This window comes from Lactobacillus leichmannii, assembly GCF_024701915.1.
GTDB lineage: Bacteria > Bacillota > Bacilli > Lactobacillales > Lactobacillaceae > Lactobacillus > Lactobacillus delbrueckii.
Window position 1 is genome coordinate 1 of the sequence record NZ_QOCY01000023.1, and the last position, 22,149, is coordinate 22,149.

Here is a 22,149-nt window from a genome sequence, read left to right on the forward strand (position 1 = left end):
CTCATAGCCGAAACGGACGAGCCTGTCTTTGTAGTTGACGACTATCTTGCTGCAGCCGCCTTCGCAAACAAGTCTTAAAAGCTCCTGCAGGCCTTTTTTCTTATAATTTATTCCGGAGCCAATGTCCTTGATGATCCGAAACTGATAGCCCTGCTTTTCGCAGTAGTTGGCAACGACCTCAGCCTGTCTCTCAAGGTCGGCCTTTTGGCCTGAAGATGACACGCGGCAATAGCCAATAACGAGGCCGCGTCTGGCAACTGCTCCAAGCTCTTTCTGAGTATTGAGCCCAAGCATGTCGTCCAGCTGTCGGACTGTATATCTCCGACGATTGCCGGCTGTTCTCATTGGAGTAATGAGGCCTTTCTTTTCCCAGCGTCTCAGCGTTGAAATTGAGACTTTCAGATATTTTGCGGCGTCTTTGATGCCAAGATACTCTTCAGCCATAAGTGGTTTGTCCTTTCGTCTTTGTTAGTTATATTTTTGCACAGAAAAAGACACTAGTAAAGACTAGCGACTATCATTTAAACATATTTTGACATTGAAATCGCCTACTGCAAGATACCCTAACCAAATGGTGATCGGCAAGCTCAACCTCAAGGACTCTAAGAACTACATGGCTTCAACCAACCTGGTCAAGAAGGTTAAGGCCTGGTCCCAGAGATCAAGCTGGCTATGTAAAAGGCACGGTCAACTACTCCAAGGCTTTTGGCACCAACGACAAGACCGACGCCATCTACAACCGGCCAAGAATGTGGGACGGGCAGAGAATCTTGACCCCAAGCAAGAAGCAGTCAATTACTAAGAAGTCCTACACTCTCTTCCTCAAGCCGGACAAGAAGGTTAGTCCGGCCAAGGTTGGCCAGGTGCTTTCCTCCCACTTCACCGGGACCAAGTACTCCAGCTACGGCAAGTGGAAGGGCGGCTACCGGCCGATCAACGTGCCAACTGACGTGGAATCCCACATCCTGCAGATCAGAAACAATGTGCCTAAGGAATACGCGGCTATCCAGTGGCTGGCCATGGCCCGCCGGCTAACAGCGTCTGCCTGCCTTTCTACACCAACATCAGTGACACGCCAAGCCAGGACCCGACTAATACCAAGTCCGCCTACTGGACTTACAAAACCACGGCCATGGTAATTGAAGCCTACAAGCACAAGAAGTTCATCGACAGCTCAACTGGCAAGAAGACGGACCTGATCTACAAGGACGTTAACCCGACTAAGAAGGCCGTAACTAAGCAGCTCAAGGCCAACCTGGCCCAAAGCGACAAGGTAGCCAAGACTTTGTCCGGCGACAAGCTGACGGCCTATCTGACAGAACAGAACCAGAAGAATGCCGACTACGCGCAAAAGAAGTGGCAGACCATGAACAATAGCTTGATCGTCCACTCCAACAAGCTGGCTCCGGTAACCAAGTCCAAGCTCACTTTCAACAAGTAATTTTATTTCTGTAATCTCTATAGTAACTGTAAACAAGAAGCATTTTAACAAGTAAGAAGAGTAACATCGATATTTTAACCGCGCGAAAAAGGCAGCCCCGCTAAGGAGCTGCCTTTTCACTTACAAACTTTTTACTTTACTTACAAGCACTTTGCAAACTTGCTTTTAAACTTTTTACCACAGGCCTATCAGCTTCATCCACAAGCCGCCGATGCCGCCATAGACTACCAGGTAGAAGAGACCCAAAACGAAGCACATCTTCCACCAGTCAGTCTGCTTGACATAGCCTGGGGCGAAGAGGGCAGTAGCCGGCCCACATGAGTAGTGGGTGGTTGACTGGAAGATCGCCCCAGTCATGCCCAGCATGATAGCCGCGAACATTACCGGCACGCCAGCACTCTTGGCAATCAAGAGCAGAGGCGCGTACATGGCAACAACGTGGGCCGTGCCGGAGGCAAAGAGGTAGTGGCTGTAGAAGTAAACCAGGACCAGGATGGCCATGACCAGAACTGGTGACATGCCGCCGATGACAGACTTGATTGAAGTCTGCAGCCACGGAATCACGCCGCCCTTAAGGCTCAGTTGGTTGGCCATGAAGATCAGGATTGAGAACCAAACGACAACGTTCCAGGCACCAGTTTCGCTCAGCATGTCCTTGGTGGTCAGCACCCCGGTTACCAGCAAAAGCGCGGTTGCCAGGAAGGCTACCCAGGTAGCGTCCAAGCCGATGAAGCTGGACAGCATCCACAAGACAAGGGCCAGGATGAAGACTGCCATCATAACCTTCTCAGAAGCCTTTATAGCGCCCATTTCCTTCAATTGGCCGTCAGCCCATTCCTTGGCGTTAGGAGTTTCCTTGATCTTAGGCGGGTACATCTTGTAGATGATGATTGGCACTAAGATGAAGGAGATCAAGGCTGGCACGATAGCGGCTGCTACCCAGCCGAACCAGGAAATCTTGACCCCATTAGCCGCTGCCAGACCAACCGCAGCCACGTTAGGAGCTGAGGCAGTCATGAAGAGGCTGGATGAGATCGTGTTGGCGTGGAATTCGTTGAAGACCAGGTAAGAACCGATCTTGTCTTCCGTGCCATCAGAAACCTTGGAACCGAAAGTGTCGGACAAGGATTCGATGATTGGCAGGACGATACCACCAGACCGGGCAGTGTTACTTGGGGTGGCTGGTGAAACGACCAAGTCGATCATGGACAAGGAGTAGGCCAGACCCAAAGTCTTTTTCCCGAAGGCCCGGACGAAGATCAAGGCGATCCGCCGGCCCAAGCCAGTCTTGGTAAAGCCCCGGGCAATCATGTAGGCCATGGCGATGGTCCATGGAGTTGAGTCAGCGAAGGCTGACAGGGCTGGCTTCATTTGCACCAGGCCCAGGCCGATGATGGTCACGTAGGCGATGATGGATACCCCGGCGATTGGCAGGGGCTTGGTAATGCAGGCAATGATCGTCGCCAGGAAGATGGCGAACATATGCCAGCCGGCAACGGTGATGGTCGCCGGGCGCAGAGGAGTGAGCAGGAAGAGCCCAATCCCGATGATCAAAGGCCAGATGAAGCCTTTGTAATTAACTTTTGCTAACATTTTTTCTCCCGCTTTTGAAAAAAACTATTCTTCCGGCTTAGTCCGGTCGATGTTGGTCATGGCCATGTAATCCATCCATTCATCGTATTGTTCTTCGGTCACCTTGCCGCTCTTCAGGGCAGCTTCCTTCAAGGTAGTGCCTTCACGTTGAGCAGTTTGAGCGATTACGGCAGCTTCGTGGTAGCCGATCTTTGGTGACAAAGCAGTAACAGTCATCAGGGAGTTTTCCAGCAGGTCATCCATTCTTTGTTCGTTGACAGTCAAACCGTGGATCATCTTGTCAGCGAAGCCAGTAATAGTGCCGGCCAGGATGTCAGCTGATTCCAGGAAGGCAGCGATCATGACAGTCTTGAAGACGTTCATTTCGAAGTTACCTTGGCTGGCAGCGAAGTTGATAGTTACGTCGTTACCCAATACGCGGGCTACAGCCATGGTTACGGCTTCAGCCTGGGTTGGGTTAACCTTAGATTGATGAGCCTGGTTCGTTGGCTGGGATGTTAAGTTCACCGTAGCCGGCACGTGGGCCAGAAGCCAGGAAGCGGATGTCTTGGGCAATCTTGAACATGTCGTTGGCCAAAGTCTTGAAGGCGCCGTGCATTACGCTCAAAGCTGAGTGGTGAGCCAGGCCCCAGAACTTGTTGGTGTCGACCTTGAATTCGTGGCCGTAAACTTCTGACAGCTTGCCAGCGATAGCTTCAGTCATGCCCGGAGCGGCGTTCAAGCCAGTACCTACGGCAGTACCACCGATAGCCAATTCGTAAAGGCTTGGCTTCAATTCTTGGATGTAAGCCAGGTCATGCTTCAAAGCTGAGATGTAGCCGGAAACTTCTTGGCCGAAAGTCAAAGGAGTAGCGTCTTGCAGGTGGGTACGGCCAACCTTGACAGTCTTCCAGTACTTGTCTTGCTTTACCTTAAGTTCGTCAATCAAGTGTTCAATAGCTGGTTCCAGCTTGTCGACAGCTTCAACGGCAACGATGTTCATTGCAGTTGGGTAAGTGTCGTTTGAGCTTTGGCCACGGTTGACGTCGTCGTTAGGCAGGATGTTCAAGCCTGGGTGAAGCTTGTTAGCCAGGTTGGCAACAACTTCGTTGACGTTCATGTTGGTTTGAGTACCTGAACCAGTTTGCAATACGTGAAGTGGGAAGTCCTTGCGCAGGTCTTCGTCGCTAAGTGCCAGCAATTGGTCGATAGCTTCTTCGATTGCTTGTCCCTTTTCAGCTGGTTCGTCGCCAACTTCAACGTTTGATTCAGCAGCAGCCTTCTTCAAGTGCAGGAAAGCACGGATGATAGCCAATGGCATCAATTCGCCGGATGGGAAGTTGTTGCGGCTTCTTTCAGTTTGCGGGCCCCAGAGAGCTTCTTTAGGAATCTTAACTTCACCGATCGTGTCTGATTCAATACGGTATTCTTGTTCTGCCATCTTACAAATCTCCTTACAAAAAACTTTTACAAAAATCTTGCTTAACTAATTGCATTATATAACGGCTTTTTTGAATTTTGTTAAAAATAACACAGCTTTTTGTCGTTTTTTAAAGAATTTCAAGGACCGTCTATTTTTTGAAATTTAGGGAATTTTTTAGCAAATTTGTTAAAATGTAAAAGCTTTCAGTAAGAAGTAAGCGGTTGCCATAAGCTCTTTGCAATTTATTTTGACGTAGCAAAAAATTTTTAGCCTGTTTTTTACAGGAAGTTAATGAAAAATGTAACTTGTGAAATATTCATTAGCCAAAAGCGGTTCAGGCAGTTTTTTCTTATAATAATACGCTTTCATCGTTTTAAGAAGAATGCGCAAAATGAGCATAGCTAAAAAATGAGGGATTTTGGGCAGTTGCATCCCCGGCACAAACACAAAAATACAAGGAAGAAAAAAAGCTCCAGAACTTGCTAAACGCTTCTGAAACTCTTTCTTTATGGACTGATTTTCAACAAATCAAGACTTACTTTTCTTGCTTTCTTTTCTCAAAGCTGAAGCCAAAGAGAGAAACTCCGGCCAGCAGAGAAAGAATGCCTGCCAAGATGCCTGGCTTAGCGTCCTTTTTACCGGTTTGCGGGAGCTGAGCTCCAGTGGCTGCTGGGGCCTTGGCTACTGGTGCAGTGTTGGCTAACTTAGTTACAAGAGTTGGAGTCTTGGCTGCTGACTTAGTTGCTGGCTCTTCATCCGTGTTCACTACAGTCACAACGTCACCGCCGTCAGTATCTTCTTCCGTATCAGCTGGTTCTTCAGTATATTCCTCAGCGGTTGGTTCTGTAGAAGGTTCTTTGGACGGCTCGGTAGTCGGTTCAGTTGGAGTCGTTGGGTCCGGTCCGTCGGCTGTGTTGCTTCCAAGGCAGCCAAGCGGGCCTTTGCCAGGTTCAAAGCGTGCAGAGTTGCGGCCGCTTTTGCCGTAGCAGTGGCCAACGCTTCCTTCTTTTCCGCCAAATCAGCTTCCTCCGCGATCAAAGCAGCTTGCGCGCTTTGCAGCTTCAGCCGTCTTAGCGTTCTCTTGCGCCGTCTTCAAGTCATCCTGGCTGGACCTAGCCTGAACGTCATTAGTGGCCGCGTTGACTGGCTGAGGCAAATTTGCCGCCCCCAGGCTGACTGCCCCAATACCAGCAGCCGCAACTGCTGCCATCTGCTTGATCCGGGTCTCGCTTTCATGTTTTTCCACTTTTCGCTCTTAAATAGTAAAATCACATATATATAATTATAAATGGTGGAAATATTCCCGGGAAAGCAGGAAGCACCGGAAAAGTAAAGATTCTTTTATCTATTAAAAAGAAAAAAGTATCATCAAAAAGCAATAAAGCTGCTAAACTATTTTTCACCCAAAGGATCGGTAATTAGCCTATAATTTTAGTTAAACCGTATGAAAAAAGAGCCTTTGCAAGCCAACTTGTGCTAGGCTTGTGATGCGAAAGGAAGATTTATATGGCAAGAATGTCGCGCAGACAGTACCAAGAAAGACAAGAACAAACCGCGCAAAAGCAGACGCGGCAGACAAACCCTAACTCCGTTCCTCGCTTGGACACTGACGGGGCTTCAAGAAGCGAGCAGAAGGTCCGGCTCAACTTCTGGCAGATCTTCGCCGACCGCCCTTACGTCACGGTCATCATGGTCAGCCTGGCCCTCTTCTGCATCCTGGCCAAGTGGTGGATCGGCCTGGCCATCATCATCATCTTGACCATCGCCGGTATCTTCGTGATTGGCCGCTCTCACCACCCTAACCGGGTCCTCAGTCTGGAATTCAAGCTCAAGGCCTCCCGCAAGCTGAGTATGATCAAGGCCCTGCAGCTTTTGGGTTCAAACATCATGTTCCTGGCCGCCTACATGCGGCAGATCGTCAGCGTTGACTTCTCCAGCGCCGGGGCGACTGACAGCCTAACAATCATCCAGAACATGCTCTCCAATCAAGGGACTTTCGGCCAGCAAGGTTCCTATTTCTTGAACCTCTTCAACCAGCTGACCGGGGGATCGCTTTGGGGAACCTACCGCTACGCTACCAACAGCTCGCAGATGATGAACTCCACTGCCGGCACCATGATCATCCTCTGGATCTTCCTCTTGATGATCGCCCCAGCCTTCTGCGTTTTGTCCCAGTTCTTCAGAGAGCCTTACTCCCGGCACGTGATGACGGTGGCTTCCTTGATTTCCACCATCTCCTTTGCCTTGACGCCAACTTTGATGAACCGCTGGGTCATCTCATACGCCGTAGAAAACCAGATGAGCCAGGCAGCAGCGGAAAACGCTGTCCAAGTCGGCGGTATGGTCTACCCGGCCATCATCTCCGCCGTCTTCGTCTTTATCCTGGCTATCTACCGGGAAATCAAGAAAGATGAATTTTAATAGCATTGAAAAAAGCTTCAGTATTGCTTTACTGAAGCTTTTTCGTTTGATTCTAAATCTATTTTGTCAGAAAAATCCAAAGCAGGTTGACTGCCAGCAAAACAGCTGCCGTGCATCCCTTCCACAAATTGTATTTCTCTGCCGGCGCCTTCTTGTTCACCAGGTACTCCATGCCAAAGCCGCAGACCAGGTTTAAAGCCAGCATGACCAGGCGGTACTGCAGCGTTCCCCAGCTGCTCAGCAAATTTAGCAGAGCCAGCAGGGTAAAGACGATTGTCACGTAATATTTTCTCAACATCTTCTATCCCTCTCTTGTAAGCAAAAATATAATTTACACTATTTTCAAATTAGCATTAGTTAAAACCGTTATGAGAGAGATGTCAATCTGCATTTCCTAGCCCAGCAATTTCTGGTACAATGCGTAAGTCCGGGCGTCGTAGGCCACCATGATTACCCGCATTTCGTAATCCTTGTGTTCTCTCAGCCACTTGCGGACCTCACCGAAGGCCACCTTGCTGGCCGCGTCCAGCGGATAGCCGTAGACCCCGGTTGAAATCGCGGAAAAAGCGACCGAGTGCAGGCCATTTTCCTTGGCCACCCGCAGGCTGTTTCTGTAGCAGGCCGCCAAAAGCAGGGGATCGCTGTGTGAACCCGAGTAAACCGGCCCTACAGTATGGATGATGTACTTAGCCGGCAAGTTAAAGCCCGGCGTGATCTTGGCCTCACCCGTCTCGCAGCTGCCCAAGGCCCGGCAGGCCTCATTCAATTCAGGTCCCGCTGCCCGGTGGATAGCCCCATCGAGGCCACCGCCGCCCCGCAGTTCCCGGTTAGCCGCGTTAACGATCGCGTCCACCTTCAAAGTCGTGATATCCCCTTGCCAGATTTCTAAATTCATTAGTCCTCTTCTTCCTCCTCTAAGTACATTTCCCGGAACTTTTCCAAATCTGCCTGCTTAAAGCCCAGTTTTCTAGTAAAAAATTTGTCAAAACTGCCCCAGCCCTGCCGGATAGTCTCCGTGATCCCTTTAACCGCGGGTCCTTCGCCCCGGGTCACGTTCATCTTCGCGATCACCTGCGACAGCTTCTCATTAGTCGGATGCTGCTTCTCAATGGAAAAATCGTACAATTCATCCGTCAGCAAATAGTCCTCCGCGATGGTCTTGTCGTCCACGCCTAGGGCCATCAAGATCAAAATACTGATGATCCCCGTCCGGTCTTTCCCGGCCGCGCAGTGGTAGACCAAGGCCTGGTCCTCCGGCAGCTTCAGCAATTCCTCAAAGACCCGTTTGATCCCCTCTTCTGAATGCTCATTTAACAAAACCTGCTGGTAGATCTTAGGCAGGTAGTCGTCAAATTCCGGCAGATGGTGAAAAAGGCGCAAGAAAGGATGGGCCTGGTTGAAGCGGTCCCCTTCAGCGTAAAGGCCAATATTCACAAAACGGACCCCCGGCCAGAGCAGGTCGGGGTAGTCCCGCTGCTCCCGGCTGGACCGCAGGTCACAGTCCACCGTAATACGCAGGTTGGCCAGCTTGACCCGGTCCCTGGCTGACATCTCGTTTAAAGCCGCCGACCGGTAGATCTTCCGCCACTTAACCCGGCGGCCGTCCAAGCCTTGATAACCGCCCAGGTCACGGAAGTTGACCGGCATGTCCAGTTCAATTACCCTTTGCATCTCCATCCGGCATCCCTCTTTTCCAAAAATCCGCGAAAAATTCTTCTCCCTTCCATTTTAGTTTTCCCAGAATTTTTTGGCAAAAAAATCGCCCCAGCTTAAGCCGGAGCGAAAATCTTATTCTAAAAACTTATCCCTAAGCCTGTCCAAGTCTCCTTGGCCAAAGCCCAGGCTGGCAAAATAGCGGTCAAAGCCGCCCCAGGTCTGCCGGATCGTTTCCGTAATCCCGTAAAAAGCCGTTTGGCTGACCTGGGTCTGGTTCATCTTGGCAATCTGCTGGCCCAAGCGGTCGTTTCCATCCGCCTCATCCCAGTCCCAGCTGTATTCCCGGCTGAGCAGGTAGTCCCGCAGGATTTCCCGGTCTTCCAGGCCCAAAGCCATCAAAACGATCACCGACACCATCCCCGTCCGGTCCTTGCCCATGGAGCAGTGGTAGATCAAGGCTTCATCATCTTCCAGGGTCAGCATTTCCTTAAAAATCTTCCGCATCACCAGGCCCGTTCTGGGGGCGACAAGGTTCTGATGGTAGACCATGGCCAGGTAAGATAATTTGGGTAGCTTGCCCGAATACTTCTCCCAGGCTGCCTCAGCTTCTTCCTCTTCATCCCCGCTCTCACTGTAAAAGTGGGCGTCGACCAGTTTAGCCTCGGGCCAGAGCTTGTCCGGGAAGTTGTCCTGTTCATGCCGGGAGCGCAGATCACAGTCCACCACAATCTTCCGCCGGGCCAGTTCCGCCTGGTCTGCCTTGGTCAAATGGCTGAGTGACCCCGACCGGTAAAGCCGACCCCACTTGACAGTCCGGCCGTCCTGGCTGACATAGCCGCCCAAATCCCGACAATTGTAGCCGGCCTCTAACTTTACGATCCGCTTTGGCATTTTTTATCCCTTCATCCTGTTAAACGTTAAAAACTAAAAATCTTTCCCGTGGGCAAAGACCCGGGTGGCCAGAACCGCCCGCTGCCAGCCCGCGTAGAGCCGGTCTCTTTCCGCCTCTTCCATCTTTGGTGCAAAGGCGGCCCCGGTCTTGGCAATTTCCTTCAAGCTATCCAGGTCTTGCCAGTAGCCAACGGCTAAACCTGCCAGAAAGGCGGCCCCCAGGCCAGTGGTTTCCAAATCCGCTGCCCGCTCGATCTTCTTGCCTAATAGGTCTGCCTGGAACTGGAGGAGGTAGTTGTTGTTTGAAGCCCCGCCGTCGACTCTGAGGACCGGAATCTCAATGCCCGAGTCCTTCTGCATGGTGTCGACCACATCCCGGGTCTGGTAGCCCAAGGACTGCAGGGTTGCCTTGATCAAGTCCTTGTCACTGCTGCCTCTGGTCAAGCCAAAAATCGCTCCCCGGGCTTCACTGTCCCAGTATGGTGCCCCCAAACCAGTAAAGGCGGGAACCACATAGACTTCATTATCGTCTTTAGATTCCAGGGCCGCCTGCTCTGATTCCGGAGCTGAGTTCAGCAGCTTGACCGAGTCTCTCAGCCACTGGATGGCTGACCCGGCCACGAAGACTGACCCTTCCAAAGCATAGTTTACTTGATCGCCCAGCTTGTAGCCAATAGTCGTCAGCAAATTATTCTTGGATTCAATCGGTTCCTCCCCCGTGTTCATCACGATGAAAGACCCGGTCCCGTAGGTGTTCTTGACCATGCCCGGCTTGACGGCCAATTGGCCAAACAAGGCTGCCTGCTGGTCCCCGGCCATCCCGGCGATCGGCACTCTGCCGCCGAAGAACTGGTAAGGGTCAGTTTCCCCGTAGACTTCAGAATTTGATTTAACCTCCGGCAGCATGGCCCGCGGAATCTTCAGCAGGTCCAGGATCTCCTGATCCCAGGTCAAATCATGAATGTTAAAGAGCATGGTCCGGCTGGCATTGGTGCAGTCAGTTACATGGACCTTGCCCCGGGTCAGCTTCCAGACCAGCCAGGTGTCGATCGTGCCAAAAAGCAGCTCTCCTTTTTCCGCCCTTTCCTGGGCCCCTTCCACATGGTCCAAAATCCAGCGGATCTTCGTGGCGGAGAAGTAAGGGTCGATCACCAGGCCCGTCTTTTGCCGGATCATCTCGCTGTAGCCGTCCTTAACCAGCTTTTCCGCGATATCGCTAGTTTGCCGGGACTGCCAGACGATGGCCGGGTAGATTGGCCGGCCCGTCTCCTTGTCCCAGACCACCGTGGTTTCTCTTTGGTTGGTAATCCCGATGGCCGCCAGTTGGTCCGGCCGGATGGCGGAGTTGATCAGGGCCGTTGACGTCGTGATCTGGACCGCGTTCCAGATTTCCTCAGCATGGTGCTCTACCCAGCCGGGCTTGGGGAAGTACTGGGTGAATTCCCGGGCCACGCTGGCCACCTGCTGGCCGGCATGGTTGAAAATGATTGCCCTGGTTGAGGTAGTCCCCTCATCGATTGCCAAAATGTATTGTTCACTCATATGTGATCCTTTAAACTTATCCTTTTCTTGCTTTACTTACTTGCTTTTTCGCCGTCTTTTGCGAAAACGCTTACCATTTTAGTCTAAGCCAGTTTGTGAAAAAAGCAAGCCAAAAGGACCTGGCCTTTAGATTATTATTTTTCCGCCTTTTAGTTTATAATTAGTGTGATTGATTACGATAAGGAAGAATTTGACTATGGCTGATAATTTGATTCGCATTGCCTACCTCTACGAAGACTTGATGAACACCTACGGGGACTCCGGTGACGTCAAGATCCTCCGCTACTTTTTGCAGAAAAAAGGCTGGCAGACCCAGATCGACAATATCTCCCTGGGCAGCCAGTTCAACGCGGACGACTACGACTTTGTCTTCTTCGGCGGCGGCCAGGACTATGAACAAAGCATCGTGGCCAAGGACCTGCAGCGCTTCAAGGAAACCCTGAATGACTACATCCAGGCTGGCAACCCCATGCTGGCCATCTGCGGGGGCTACGAACTGATGGGAACCTACTACAACACCATTTCCGGGACCAAGATCAAGGGCCTGGGGATCCTGCCCCTACACACGGAATTTGACCCAGAGAAGCGGATGATCGGTGACACCAAGTACGAAACTGAATGGGGCCCGACCATCGGCTTTGAAAACCACTCCGGCCAGACCTTCCTGGATGACCGGAAGATGCTCAAACCTTTCGCCAAGGTAGTCGAAGGCTACGGCAACAACCATGAGGAAAAGGAAGACGGGGTCCGCTACAAGAACTTCATCGGCTCCTGGTCCCACGGCCCGATGCTTAAGAACGAGAATGTGGCTAATGCCCTGGTGGACATGATTTTGAAGCGGCACGCTGCCCGCGTGGCCCAATAAGATAGCTTTTTGACCAGCTTTTGACAAGCTGGTCTTTTTTTCGCGATTTTTTTAAAAAATCGTTATTTCACACTTGCGGTATATCACAGATGTGGTATAATAGTTGGCGTAGGGAAGTGAGAACGATGAAGATCGATATTCTTCGATACCTCGACGACAGTGGTATAATAGTTGACGTAGGGGAGTGAGAACGATAAAGATCGATATTCTTCGATACCTCGACGACAAGCACCTGACCATTTACCGGGTGGCGAAAGAGTCGGGCTATGGCTACACTACCCTTCACAAGTCATTTAACAAGCAGCAATCAAATGCGACGTCAATCAACTTGCGCGATCTTGACGCGATCGCCCGGGCCAAGCACTTGGCGATGTGGCAGGTTCTGCGTGAGCTGGAGAATGATTATCTCAGCGATGACGATGATGACTAAACTAAATACGAAGGTTGGTTTAACCGCTGAGCAAGTCCTATGTTTTGATTTCGCTTGATGTAGAAGGAGTTTTTAGTTAGCCAAAAACCAGCAACTTATTTTACTCAGAAAGGAGTAAAATCATGGATTACAACAACTTTAACGATATGGATGATCTTTTTAGAGAATTAATGAACGGCTTGGGCGGCTTCAATTCCGAAAACCGCCGCTACTTGATCAACGGCCGGCAGGTAACCCCGGAAGAATTCGCTGAATACCAGAAGACTGGACAGCTGCCAGGACAAGGCCAGGCCAAGAATTTCCAGGGCAAGCAAAAGAAGGCCAACGGCATTTTGGAAAAGTTAGGCCGGAACCTGACCGCTGAAGCCCGGGAAGGCAAGCTCGACCCGGTCATCGGCCGGAACAAGGAAATCCAGGAAACGGCGGAAATCCTCTCCCGCCGGACCAAGAACAACCCAGTCCTGGTCGGGGACGCCGGGGTCGGCAAGACCGCGGTCGTTGAAGGCTTAGCCCAGGCAATTGTCCACGGGGACGTGCCGGAAGCAATCAAGAACAAGGAAATTATTTCCATCGACATCTCCAGCCTGGAAGCCGGGACCCAGTACCGGGGCTCCTTTGAGCAGAACATCCAGGACCTGGTCAAGGAAGTCAAGGACAAAGGCAATGTCATCCTTTTCTTTGACGAAATCCACCAGATCCTCGGTGCCGGCGGCTTGGGCGACGGCAATGGTTCCAAGGGGATGAGCGACATCTTGAAGCCGGCTTTGTCCAGAGGTGAAATCACCGTAATCGGGGCCACCACCCAGGATGAATACCGGAACACCATCATGAAGGACACCGCTTTGGCCCGCCGCTTCAACGAAGTAACTGTCAATGCTCCGAGTCCAGCTGAAACCTTCAAGATCTTGAAGGGGATCCGGTCCTTATACGAAAAGCACCACAATGTGGAACTGCCAGACGACGTCTTGAAGGCCGCCATCGACTACTCAGTCCAGTACATTCCGCAGCGGTCCCTGCCTGACAAGGCCATCGACCTTTTGGACATGACCGCCGCTCACCTGGCTGCCCAACACCCGGTGACTGACGCCAAGACCATTGAAAAGCAGATCAAGGAAGAAAAGCAGGCCCAGGAAAAGGCCGCTGAAAAGGAAGACTACGAAGCCGCCCTTGACCACAAGGCCAAGGCTGAAAAGCTGGAAAAGCAGCTGAGTGAAAACCACAAGGAAAGAAAGACCGTGGCTACCCCGGCTGACGTGGCCGCTGCTGTTGAACGCCTGACCGGGATTCCGGTTTCCAAGATGGGCGCCAGCGACATCGAACGCCTGAAGGGGCTCAGCAGCCGCTTAAAGAGCAAGGTTATCGGCCAGGATGAAGCCGTTGAAGCAGTAGCCAAGGCTATCCGCCGCAACCGGGCTGGCTTTGACGAAGGCAATCGGCCAATCGGCTCCTTCCTCTTCGTTGGCCCGACCGGGGTCGGCAAGACGGAACTGGCCAAGCAGCTGGCCTTGGACATGTTTGGCTCTAAGGATGCCATCATCCGCCTGGACATGTCTGAATACTCCGACCGGACAGCCGTTTCCAAGCTGATCGGGACCACGGCCGGCTACGTGGGCTACGATGACAACTCCAACACCTTGACGGAAAAGGTTCGCCGCAACCCTTACTCAATCATCCTTTTGGACGAAATTGAAAAGGCTGACCCGCAGGTCATCACCTTGCTCTTGCAGGTCCTTGACGACGGCCGCTTAACTGACGGGCAAGGCAACACGGTCAACTTCAAGAACACCATCATTATCGCTACCTCTAACGCCGGCTTCGGTAATGAACAGCTGATGGGCGACGCTAAGAAGGACGAGAAGCTGATGGACCGGCTGGCTCCTTACTTCAGACCGGAATTCCTCAACCGCTTCAACGCGGTCATCGAATTCAAACACCTAACCAAGGAAGACTTGAAGAAAATCGTTAACTTGATGCTGGCTGACGTAAACAAGACTCTGGCCAAGAAGGGCATCAGCCTGACTGTCAGTGAAAGCGCCAAGGACTACTTGATTGAACAAGGCTACGACGAAGCTATGGGGGCACGGCCGCTGAGAAGAGTCATCGAACAGGAAATCCGTGACAAAGTAACTGATTACTACCTGGACCACCTGGACGTCAAGAAGCTGAAGGCGGACATGGTCGACGGGACCCTGGTTATCAGTGAAGATAAATAATAGGATTCTGTTAAAGATCTTGCACAATCGTAAAAAAGGCAGTCAAATGACTGCCTTTTTTACTTTGTCCGGATTTTTTTATTATAATAAATAGGTAATATAAAATCGCTTACGGAAGGTTGCCTTATGCAAGATAAATTCTACGCTTTTAGTGAGGAAGCCAGGGAAGTTTACGAGCGCTCCCGCCGCAGATAAAGCCGCCGCAGATAAAGCCGCCGCAGACAAGGCTGCTGCAGACAAGGCTGCCGCTAGTTCCAACTCTGAATCAGCTACGGTAGATAGCTCTTCTAGCTCGGAAACTACTAATCCAACTGTTTACACCCCATTCGCCGGTAAAGCTGTTCACACTATTTATACTGGTACTAATACTTACCTATATACCACTAAAGAGTTAACTACCATTGCCACCACACCATTACAAGGTGATACCAGCGTAATTGCTTATCCCGATGGCATTACAACGGCCTTAACCGGTAAGAATGCTGGTGACCTAGCTATACCCGTAACTTATAAAGGACAAAACTTGTATTTTAAAGGTACTTTTGAAGGCTTAACTTCAAACGGCTTATATCCAGATGGCTATTACTACGCTTTAACAGACACCACCTTCTACGGTGTGGTTAAGCCAACCGACCCTTCCGTCAAACTTGACGCACCTTTTCTAAACGGTTCCACTTGGTTCTACTATTTTGATGGTGGCGTTACGATTTACAGTTATAAAAATAACGTTTGGACTGGCAATACCTTTTTAAACGCTCAGTAACCACTGATAGATAATTACAATCTACCATATGAAAAACTGTGCGCTTGAATTATTTAGGGTTGCATACAGCGAATTAAAGTGTTAAAATTAGTTAAATTGACATATCCGGAAGTTATAAGTATCATTCATTTTTGCTATCTATTATTTTCCTAGATGTTAATTCAATTTGGTTACTTTTGTTTGATTCCTAGGAGGATATATATATATGCAAAATGGTACTGTAAAATGGTTTAATGCTGATAAGGGCTTTGGGTTTATCACTGGTTCAGATGGAGATGTATTCGTACACTTTTCATCAATTAAAACTAACGGTTTTAAGAGTCTTGAGGAAGGGCAAAAAGTTAGTTACGATGTTGAACAAGGCAATCGAGGACCTCAAGCGACTAATGTTGTTCCACAATAATTTGTCTAATACTATGAAGAACTGCTTTTGATGGAGCAGTTCTTTTTTATGGCTCTTCGTCAAGAAGTACTGATAGAAAAATTTGGATAACTTTTCAAACAGCTCGTGTCTGAGATTGGACATGAGCTGTTCTTTTATTCTTCCAGTTGATGGCAAAGTATGAGTTAGGAAGGGCAAGCAGGATTCGAGCCCGAAAATTAAAGAAGTTACGAAAGCCTGGGAAAAGCACCAGATGTCAGGGCTTGTTTGTCGTAACTATGGCACATTTTTGGTGTTGGAAAGTATTTCCATTCCAAAAGTACTAGGCCCTAATTTAAAAAGCCATTAATAATGGCTAAAATCGGTTATGCGCGTGTGAGTTCCAAGGAGCAACATTTAGATCGACAGTTAGTGGCTTTAAAAGATGTTGATAAATTATTTACGGATAAATTAAGTGGGGCTAACACTAATCGGCCAGAACTGAAAAAATGCTGGCCTATATTCGTGAGGGTGATATTGTAATGGTCACTGAATTAGATCGCTTAGGCAGAAACAACCAGGATTTAACTAATAGTTTAGCCAGTAAATATTCAATTAAGCTGCTAGTGATGGCGTTAATGCCTCCTGCATGTACTTCGGGAGGCGGGAAATGAAAGCGTTGGTGAATCTTTCCATCTGCTCTTCTGTCGTTGTGCTTTTTTATTGGCTAAACTATTGAATTTTCAAGGTACGAGCCCACGTTTGCAAGTGGGAAGTTTAAGTTAATATCTGACTAGCGGACTGTAGTGCTTCCTGCTTGCATCCCCTAGTACAGGATAGTACAGGATTTTAGGAAGCCGCCCCGATTTTGGGCCCCACAAAAAAGGCAAAAAAAGAACCGCCTGCTTAACGCAAGCGGAGAAAATAGAATCACTACTTAGATTCTATCATAGGTTGTCTTAGTAATCATGTTGAAGCCTGTGAACGCATCCGAATCATTGCACCAAATATTGCACCGGATTTAGTAACAACATTTTCTATCCTCAGTTAGTTAGAGTTGGCTAGATTGGAAAGAATCCCGTAGCGGCAAGCATTGAGAGACTTCTAGATTTGCTTAAAATTCGGCCAGGCTTAACCCCATGTTAATGATCAAATCATCGTTTTGGTTTTAACACAGTTTTCCTTGCTCTGACGGGCTTTTTCGGCAATATGCATAAAAAGTTCTAAAGATTTCTTTGCAATTTGCCCCGGCGGGGACTGGGCACGACCTGCAGCCAGGTGGCCAGGATAATCAAGACCCCGCCCGCCATCTTCATGCTGCCAAAGTCGCTGCCCAGAAGGGTAACCGACAGAATCGTCGCTACCAGCGGCTCAAAGGCCTCCAGCATGCTGGCCAGGCCGGCTGAGATATACATAACGCTGGAAAGGTAGAGCGAGTAAGCGAAAACCGTACCGGCGATCACGATATAGATCACCAGGCTCCATTCATTAACCGTAACTCCAGTGGCGGGCATCACGGCCAGGGCCGGACTGAGGATAATCCCGCCCAGCAGCATCCCCCAGGCCAAAATAGTGATGGTCCCGTACTTTTTAAAAAGCTTGGCCGGCATGGCAATGGCCAGAGCCTGGGTCAAGGCACTGAAGAAGCCCCAGACCAGGGTTTTAGGCGTCACCGCCAAGTGGCTGAAATTTCCGTTGGTCACCAAAACCACCGTCCCGACCACCGCTAGCAAGACCGCGATCAGATCGATTCTCCGGGGCATTTGCCGGGTTTTAGCCGCCATAAAGCAAATGATCAAGACCGGGGCCAGGAAGACCAGGACAGTGGCCGTCGGCGCGTTTGAGGCCGCTACCGTGTAGAAGTAGGTAAACTGGGCCCCGGTGATGCCCAGCATGGAGAAAAGGGCCGCGTAGAGAAGGTCCTGGGGATTTTTGAAAATAGCAAAGGTCCCCTTCCCCTTGTGGACCAGGGAAATGAGCAAAAGGCTCGCCCCGGCCAGCCATGACCGGACGTCAACCAGCCAGAAGGTATTGATATTGGGGTTTTGGTAGAGCATTTCCGCCGCCGCTCCCGAGGTCCCCCATAAGGCAGCCCCGGTAATTGCCAACAGGATTCCCAAATGCTTGTCTTTCATTTCTTCACCGTCATCGTTTCACGTGTAACATTCCATTTCTGCCTGGAAAGACAGATCCTTTTACATTATGACAGTTTTATGAGATTTTTGTTAGTCCCTTCCTGAAAAAAGGCAAAAGAAAAAGCAGCGAAAACGCTGCTTGCTTCTTTTCTTCTACTGCTTCTCTTCTTCCGCCTTGTCGATCAAGTACTTGAAGAGACGGTTCATGATGGCTGCTTCCGGGGCAGGGTTAGCGTGCATTTCTTCCGGGTGCCACTGCACGGCGATCACCTTGCCGTCAGTGCTTTCCAAAGCTTCCGTCACCCCGTCGCTGGCGCTGGCTGATTCGGTCAAGTCCGGAGCCACTTCCTTGATCAGCTGGTGGTGGAAGGAGTTGGTCATGAGGCTGCTTTCCCCCATGATCTTTTCCAGGTTTGTCCCGCTCTTGATCTTGACCACGTGGGTGCCCACGTCAGGCCGGGTAGCCTGCATGTGCTTTAAAGTGTTGCCTGGCCGCAAAGACAGGTCCTGCCACATGCTGCCGCCGTGGGCCACGTTGATGATCTGGGCGCCCCGGCAGATGCCCAGGACCGGTTTGCCGGTTTCTTCCGCCCGCTTCAAGAGGGCCATGTCGAAGGCATCCCGGTCTGGCCAGGTTTCCCCGCTTTTTTGGTCAATTTCTTCCCCGTACAAGTGGGGGTCAAGGTCATGGCCGCCAGACAGGATCAAGCCGTCAACTAAGTCCAGCTGCTTAAAGGCCATCTCGCTCCCGCCAGCGGTAAAAGGAATTACCAAAGGAATCCCGCCGTTCTTGAGGACTGAGTCCACGTAAGCAGCGTTGACGTAGGTCCGGGGCTCGCCCATGAAGGGGCCGGACTGGATCGTAACTTCTGAAGCTGAAATACCGATAACTGCTTTTGCCATCTTATTCTCCCATGTCTACAAACTTCTCCACCGCCAAAGCGATGCCGTCCTGATTGTTGCTGGCCGTGACGTAGTCAGCCGCGGCCTTGATCTCGTCGATCGCGTTGCCCATGGCCACCTTGAAGACCCCAGGCAACTGGAAGTCAGAGAGGTCATTGTTGTTGTCGCCAAAAACCATGGTTTCTTCCGGCTGGATGTTCAAAAGGTCCAGCAAAGTGGTTAGGGCCTGGCCTTTGGAGGTGCCGGGAGTATTGAATTCCAGGCAATGGCCGCCGGAAGCAGAGATTTCGAATTCCTGCTCAGTTGCCGGACTGAAGCCAGCCCGGAACTTCTTCATCTTGCTAGGCAAAGAAACAAACTCGCCCTTGATGAATTCGTAGTGCTGGCCGGGCACCATCCGCTTGACCCCCATGTTCCGGGCCTTGGCCAGAAAGCCGACACCGAAGGCACTGCCCTTTGGGGCTACATAGAAATCCTTGGTGTCCATGAAGTAAGGGCCAAAAATCCCCGTCTGCTTCAAGGCCAGAATGTGCTCCACGTTTTCATCAGTCAAGGGGCTGGCGCTTAGGACTTCCCCGTCCATCCGCTGGATCAGGCCGCCATTGTAGCAAATAGCAAAGTTGTCTGCCGGATCCAGCTTGAAGGGTTCAAAGACCTTCAAGACGCCAGGCAGGGGCCGGCCGGACAGGGGCACCACAAGAATTCCTTTTTCCCGGGCCTTTTTTAAAGTCGCCAGGGTCTTAGGGCTGACCTTCTTTCTGGAAGTCAGCAAGGTTCCGTCCAAGTCCACCGCGATCAATTTAATCTTCATAGATGTTTCCTTTCATCTTTGCAACTATTTTACGGCAAAAGGCGGCCAGCGCCTAATTTCACGCTTAGTTTTCCTTGTGCTTGGAATTTTGGCTGTTGTTTGGCCCCGGCTTGACCTGCTGCTTGAGCAGGTACTCCTGGATAATCCTGACCACCTGCTTATTCTGCGGCAGGCTGGAGTGCTGGGCTTCTGCCCCGGTAACAGTCATCGTGGTATAGCTCTTGACCTGGTTCTGGAAGATGTACTTGCCGGCTTCCACGCTGCTTTCCGGCACTATCCCGTCGGATTCGTAGTTTTTCCCGCCGGACAGGGAGTAGACGATCATATTTTTCGGCAGGCGCTTGCGGTACTTGATAAAGTCTGTCATCATTTGCGTCTTGTACTTGATGCTCTTTTCACTGAAGTTGTAAGGCGAGCCCAAGGTCATCAAGCGCTTGATTGTGATTTCATATGAATAGTCGCTGTAGTAGTGTTCCAGCCAGTAGGTCCAGATCAGGCCCCCGTTTGAGTGGCCAAAAGCCTTGAAGTTGTTAAACTTGTAAGTTTTGGCAATTTCGTAAAATGCATCGTCCAGCCAGCCGGCCTGCTTCTTGATATTGCTGTAACCGTCATGGTTATTTTGGAAGCCAATCACGATAAAGGGCTCATTGTCCTCCTTTTTTATTGAACCAGAATAAGTCAAGGTCCCGTCTTCACTGATTTCCACCTTAAGCAAACTGTGCTTATAAGGGGTATTCTCGTTGAGCAGGTCCACCAGTTCATTGAAGCGGTTGACGGTAGCACTGGAGCCGGGAACCATGATCAGAGGTGACAGTTGCGAGCGCTGGCGTTCAGCGTGCTCCTTGTTGGTCTTTTTCATCCAGGAATAGCCCGGAACGGCCAGCAAAATAATGATCGTCAAGGCAACGACGATCAGTTTCCAGTTGCGGCTCTTAAACATGACGGTCATCCTCCATTTCATAGTCCTTCAGCAGGATCTTGGTCCGGTTGTCCAGCTTGACGGCTGGAATCATCATGACCACGTCCAGGCAGAAGAGGAAGATGGTGAAAATCAAGGTCGGCCAGTTGCCGTTAGTGGCAAAAAACGGCACCAGAGGGCCTGGCGTCCCCGTCAAGACCGTGTAGACCGGAGTCGGCACGATATGCAGGAAAATCGCCAAAGCCGCGATCAGCATGTTCACGACTGGCACCAGGACCAGCTCAAGGGCATAGATCGGGTTGAGAATCACCGGCAAGCCGACCAAAAAGCCCCGGGACGAACTGAACAAAAGCGGCCAGAGGTTCATCTTAGCCACTGTTTCCGACTCCTTCCGTCGGCCCCAGATCAAGATGGCCACGGCTAAAGCTAAAATTGCCCCGCAGCCACCCATCACCCCGTAAATCGAGATCATGGACCCGCCCAGGTAAGGATAAGGCACCTTCCAGACTGCCCCCCGCCGCAAGACATAGGTCAAGTTGGCAATCGCGGCAGCTGATCCAGCCACGTTGCCCAAGTCAAGAATCGGGGCTTCCAGGCCCAGCCAGCTCAAAAATGAAGCCAGGGCCGTGGCCGGCACCGTCAAAAGCAGGTTGTTGGAATTTTCAACCGTTGACACGATGCTGGTCAGGCTAAAGTTGGCCTTGACCTTGCTGATAACCACATAGAGAATCCCGCCGATAGCGATTCCCCCGATTACAGTAACCAGGGTCGGCTTCAGAGCCTTGATCGCCCGGTCCTGGACCAGTTTGGTGTGCTCATAGTTTACAGACTCATAATCGGCCCCTAACCAATGGAAAACCTGTCCTACCCCATAACCCAGCAAGAGGGCAAAGGAGGTGTACTGGAAGCCCAAATAGCCCCCCGTAAGCAAAGAAATCCGTCCGGTCAAGCCCAGCTGAAAGAGATAGATCATGACCAAGAGACTGGTCAGAGCACTGATCCCGGCCATCGTCGCATCTTTACGGTAGATTTTAGCCGTAAAGGAAGCTGAGAAATAAACCGTGAACAGGCAAAAAAGGCCGAAGATAACTTCAACCACGCATTGTGACAGGTTGGTCCCGATGTCCCAGAAGCGATCACTCATGATTTTGTCAAAATCAAATAAATTATAGATAAAACTTTCCGGCGCAAAGACGCTATTCTGCAAGACCTGGAAAAAGGCCCCGACCGTCGCGATCGGCATCAGAACGGCAAAGGTTCGCTGGGCCACTCTAAAAAAGGAGCGGCGGCGCAGCCAGATGCACCACTTGGCTAATTTGTCCATTTACTCTTCCCCCCACAAAAACTATATCAATTATACAAATTTCCTTAGTACTTGAGCAAACTTTTGCCGCAAAAAACCGGACCAATTTCTGGTCCGGTTTAAAAAGTAACAAGAAATGTATTTATTCAACACTTGTAGCTGTCTCAGTTGCCAATGTGGGGTTAACCAGCATTACCAAACCGATGATGAGTGTTAGTAATCCCATGGTAGCTGCCTGCTTTCTATGATGTCTGTGTTTAAAATTATAAGCTATGTTTTCATTCTAAAGGCCAAGGAGAAGAATTGCGAGTCATCTGCCTATCCTTAAGAAATACTTTAGAAAAGTAAGTATCTTGTAACTTAAAAGAAAACAAACTGCAATTAACCTGTAACAAAGGCAAAAAATATAAAAGCCAAGGAAAGCAAAAAAGAGCCAGACTTCCGTCTGACTCTTGCTTCGCGCGGCAGCTTCCTATCCTCGCAGGCAGTTTCCCACCAAC

Annotated in this window: 22 protein-coding genes and 3 pseudogenes; 10 read left to right on the plus strand and 15 right to left on the minus strand. The window is 50.4% G+C overall.

Annotated features, from left to right (window positions below; translation table 11 throughout):
* Positions 1-444, minus strand: a 444-nt coding sequence (locus tag DS743_RS02485) for an IS607 family transposase (RefSeq protein ID WP_258945803.1), incomplete at its 3' end; no start/stop codon positions are given.
* A gap of 127 nt (positions 445-571) precedes the next feature.
* Between DS743_RS02485 and DS743_RS02490 the strand changes: the two genes are divergently transcribed.
* From DS743_RS02490 to DS743_RS02500, 3 genes and pseudogenes are all read left to right on the plus strand, one after another.
* Positions 572-802 (plus strand): hypothetical protein, encoded by a 231-nt coding sequence (locus DS743_RS02490; protein ID WP_231520490.1) that lies wholly within the window; start codon positions 572-574, stop codon positions 800-802.
* Positions 732-968: pseudogene (locus DS743_RS02495) on the plus strand (C69 family dipeptidase); the annotation flags it as partial. The gene DS743_RS02490 and the pseudogene DS743_RS02495, both read left to right, overlap by 71 nt.
* Before the next feature lie 41 nt (positions 969-1,009).
* Complete coding sequence (locus DS743_RS02500; RefSeq protein WP_231128252.1) at positions 1,010-1,441, plus strand: peptidase C69 family protein; 432 nt, start codon at positions 1,010-1,012, stop codon at positions 1,439-1,441.
* Positions 1,442-1,615: 174 nt separating this feature from the next.
* Here DS743_RS02500 and DS743_RS02505 read toward each other — a convergent pair whose 3' ends face one another.
* The 4 genes and pseudogenes from DS743_RS02505 to DS743_RS02520 form a co-directional block, all read right to left on the minus strand.
* A complete protein-coding gene (locus DS743_RS02505) occupies positions 1,616-3,034 on the minus strand; it encodes a DASS family sodium-coupled anion symporter (RefSeq protein ID WP_013440287.1) in 1,419 nt (472 codons plus the stop codon).
* Positions 3,035-3,058: 24 nt separating this feature from the next.
* A pseudogene (locus tag DS743_RS02510) lies at positions 3,059-4,454 on the minus strand (class II fumarate hydratase).
* Between the two features lie 517 nt (positions 4,455-4,971).
* Positions 4,972-5,211, minus strand: a complete 240-nt coding sequence (locus tag DS743_RS02515; protein ID WP_035184908.1) for an LPXTG cell wall anchor domain-containing protein — start codon at positions 5,209-5,211, stop codon at positions 4,972-4,974.
* Positions 5,212-5,454: 243 nt separating this feature from the next.
* The gene (locus tag DS743_RS02520; protein WP_035184905.1) at positions 5,455-5,682 is read right to left on the minus strand and encodes a hypothetical protein; all 228 of its coding nucleotides are present in this window, start codon (positions 5,680-5,682) and stop codon (positions 5,455-5,457) included.
* A 260-nt stretch (positions 5,683-5,942) separates the two neighbouring features.
* On the opposite strand from DS743_RS02520, the gene DS743_RS02525 reads away from it, so the two are divergent.
* Complete coding sequence (locus tag DS743_RS02525; RefSeq protein ID WP_035184903.1) at positions 5,943-6,857, plus strand: hypothetical protein; 915 nt, start codon at positions 5,943-5,945, stop codon at positions 6,855-6,857.
* A 58-nt stretch (positions 6,858-6,915) separates the two neighbouring features.
* Here the strand turns inward: DS743_RS02525 and DS743_RS02530 are convergent, their stop codons facing one another.
* The 5 genes from DS743_RS02530 to glpK form a co-directional block, all read right to left on the minus strand.
* Positions 6,916-7,155 (minus strand): hypothetical protein, encoded by a 240-nt coding sequence (locus tag DS743_RS02530; protein ID WP_002879459.1) that lies wholly within the window; start codon positions 7,153-7,155, stop codon positions 6,916-6,918.
* Positions 7,156-7,251: 96 nt separating this feature from the next.
* Positions 7,252-7,752 (minus strand): O-acetyl-ADP-ribose deacetylase, encoded by a 501-nt coding sequence (locus DS743_RS02535; RefSeq protein WP_035184901.1) that lies wholly within the window; start codon positions 7,750-7,752, stop codon positions 7,252-7,254.
* A complete protein-coding gene (locus DS743_RS02540) occupies positions 7,752-8,534 on the minus strand; it encodes a tyrosine-protein phosphatase (protein WP_025896286.1) in 783 nt (260 codons plus the stop codon). Before DS743_RS02540 ends, DS743_RS02535 begins: the two co-directional genes overlap by 1 nt.
* Before the next feature lie 111 nt (positions 8,535-8,645).
* A complete protein-coding gene (locus tag DS743_RS02545) occupies positions 8,646-9,404 on the minus strand; it encodes a tyrosine-protein phosphatase (protein WP_035184898.1) in 759 nt (252 codons plus the stop codon).
* A 33-nt stretch (positions 9,405-9,437) separates the two neighbouring features.
* Positions 9,438-10,946 (minus strand): glycerol kinase GlpK, encoded by a 1,509-nt coding sequence (gene glpK / locus DS743_RS02550; RefSeq protein ID WP_013440297.1) that lies wholly within the window; start codon positions 10,944-10,946, stop codon positions 9,438-9,440.
* Positions 10,947-11,142: 196 nt separating this feature from the next.
* Here glpK and DS743_RS02555 point away from each other — a divergent pair, with 196 nt between their 5' ends.
* From DS743_RS02555 to DS743_RS02580, 6 genes and pseudogenes are all read left to right on the plus strand, one after another.
* Positions 11,143-11,811 (plus strand): type 1 glutamine amidotransferase, encoded by a 669-nt coding sequence (locus DS743_RS02555; RefSeq protein WP_035184895.1) that lies wholly within the window; start codon positions 11,143-11,145, stop codon positions 11,809-11,811.
* Between the two features lie 193 nt (positions 11,812-12,004).
* Positions 12,005-12,241 (plus strand): hypothetical protein, encoded by a 237-nt coding sequence (locus tag DS743_RS02560; RefSeq protein ID WP_011544326.1) that lies wholly within the window; start codon positions 12,005-12,007, stop codon positions 12,239-12,241.
* A 122-nt stretch (positions 12,242-12,363) separates the two neighbouring features.
* The gene (locus DS743_RS02565; protein WP_035184894.1) at positions 12,364-14,454 is read left to right on the plus strand and encodes an ATP-dependent Clp protease ATP-binding subunit; all 2,091 of its coding nucleotides are present in this window, start codon (positions 12,364-12,366) and stop codon (positions 14,452-14,454) included.
* Between the two features lie 151 nt (positions 14,455-14,605).
* A complete protein-coding gene (locus tag DS743_RS02570; RefSeq protein ID WP_035184891.1) occupies positions 14,606-15,217 on the plus strand; it encodes a hypothetical protein in 612 nt (203 codons plus the stop codon).
* Between the two features lie 205 nt (positions 15,218-15,422).
* Positions 15,423-15,620, plus strand: coding sequence for a cold-shock protein (locus DS743_RS02575; protein WP_003616492.1), 198 nt, complete (start codon positions 15,423-15,425; stop codon positions 15,618-15,620).
* A gap of 330 nt (positions 15,621-15,950) precedes the next feature.
* Positions 15,951-16,186, plus strand: a pseudogene (locus DS743_RS02580) (recombinase family protein); the annotation flags it as partial.
* Positions 16,187-16,801: 615 nt separating this feature from the next.
* Here DS743_RS02580 and DS743_RS02590 read toward each other — a convergent pair.
* The 5 genes from DS743_RS02590 to DS743_RS02610 form a co-directional block, all read right to left on the minus strand.
* A complete protein-coding gene (locus DS743_RS02590; RefSeq protein WP_035184888.1) occupies positions 16,802-17,713 on the minus strand; it encodes a DMT family transporter in 912 nt (303 codons plus the stop codon).
* A 153-nt stretch (positions 17,714-17,866) separates the two neighbouring features.
* Entirely contained in the window at positions 17,867-18,616 is a 750-nt protein-coding gene (locus tag DS743_RS02595) for a gamma-glutamyl-gamma-aminobutyrate hydrolase family protein (protein WP_035184885.1), read from the minus strand.
* Position 18,617: 1 nt separating this feature from the next.
* Positions 18,618-19,427, minus strand: a complete 810-nt coding sequence (locus DS743_RS02600) for a Cof-type HAD-IIB family hydrolase (protein WP_035184882.1) — start codon at positions 19,425-19,427, stop codon at positions 18,618-18,620.
* Positions 19,428-19,491: 64 nt separating this feature from the next.
* Complete coding sequence (locus DS743_RS02605; RefSeq protein WP_035184880.1) at positions 19,492-20,367, minus strand: alpha/beta hydrolase; 876 nt, start codon at positions 20,365-20,367, stop codon at positions 19,492-19,494.
* On the minus strand, positions 20,360-21,670 hold the full coding sequence (locus DS743_RS02610) for a PTS sugar transporter subunit IIC (RefSeq protein ID WP_072544280.1): 1,311 nt from the start codon (positions 21,668-21,670) through the stop codon (positions 20,360-20,362). The genes DS743_RS02605 and DS743_RS02610 overlap by 8 nt, the downstream gene beginning before the upstream one ends.
* Between the last annotated feature and the right edge of the window lie 479 nt (positions 21,671-22,149).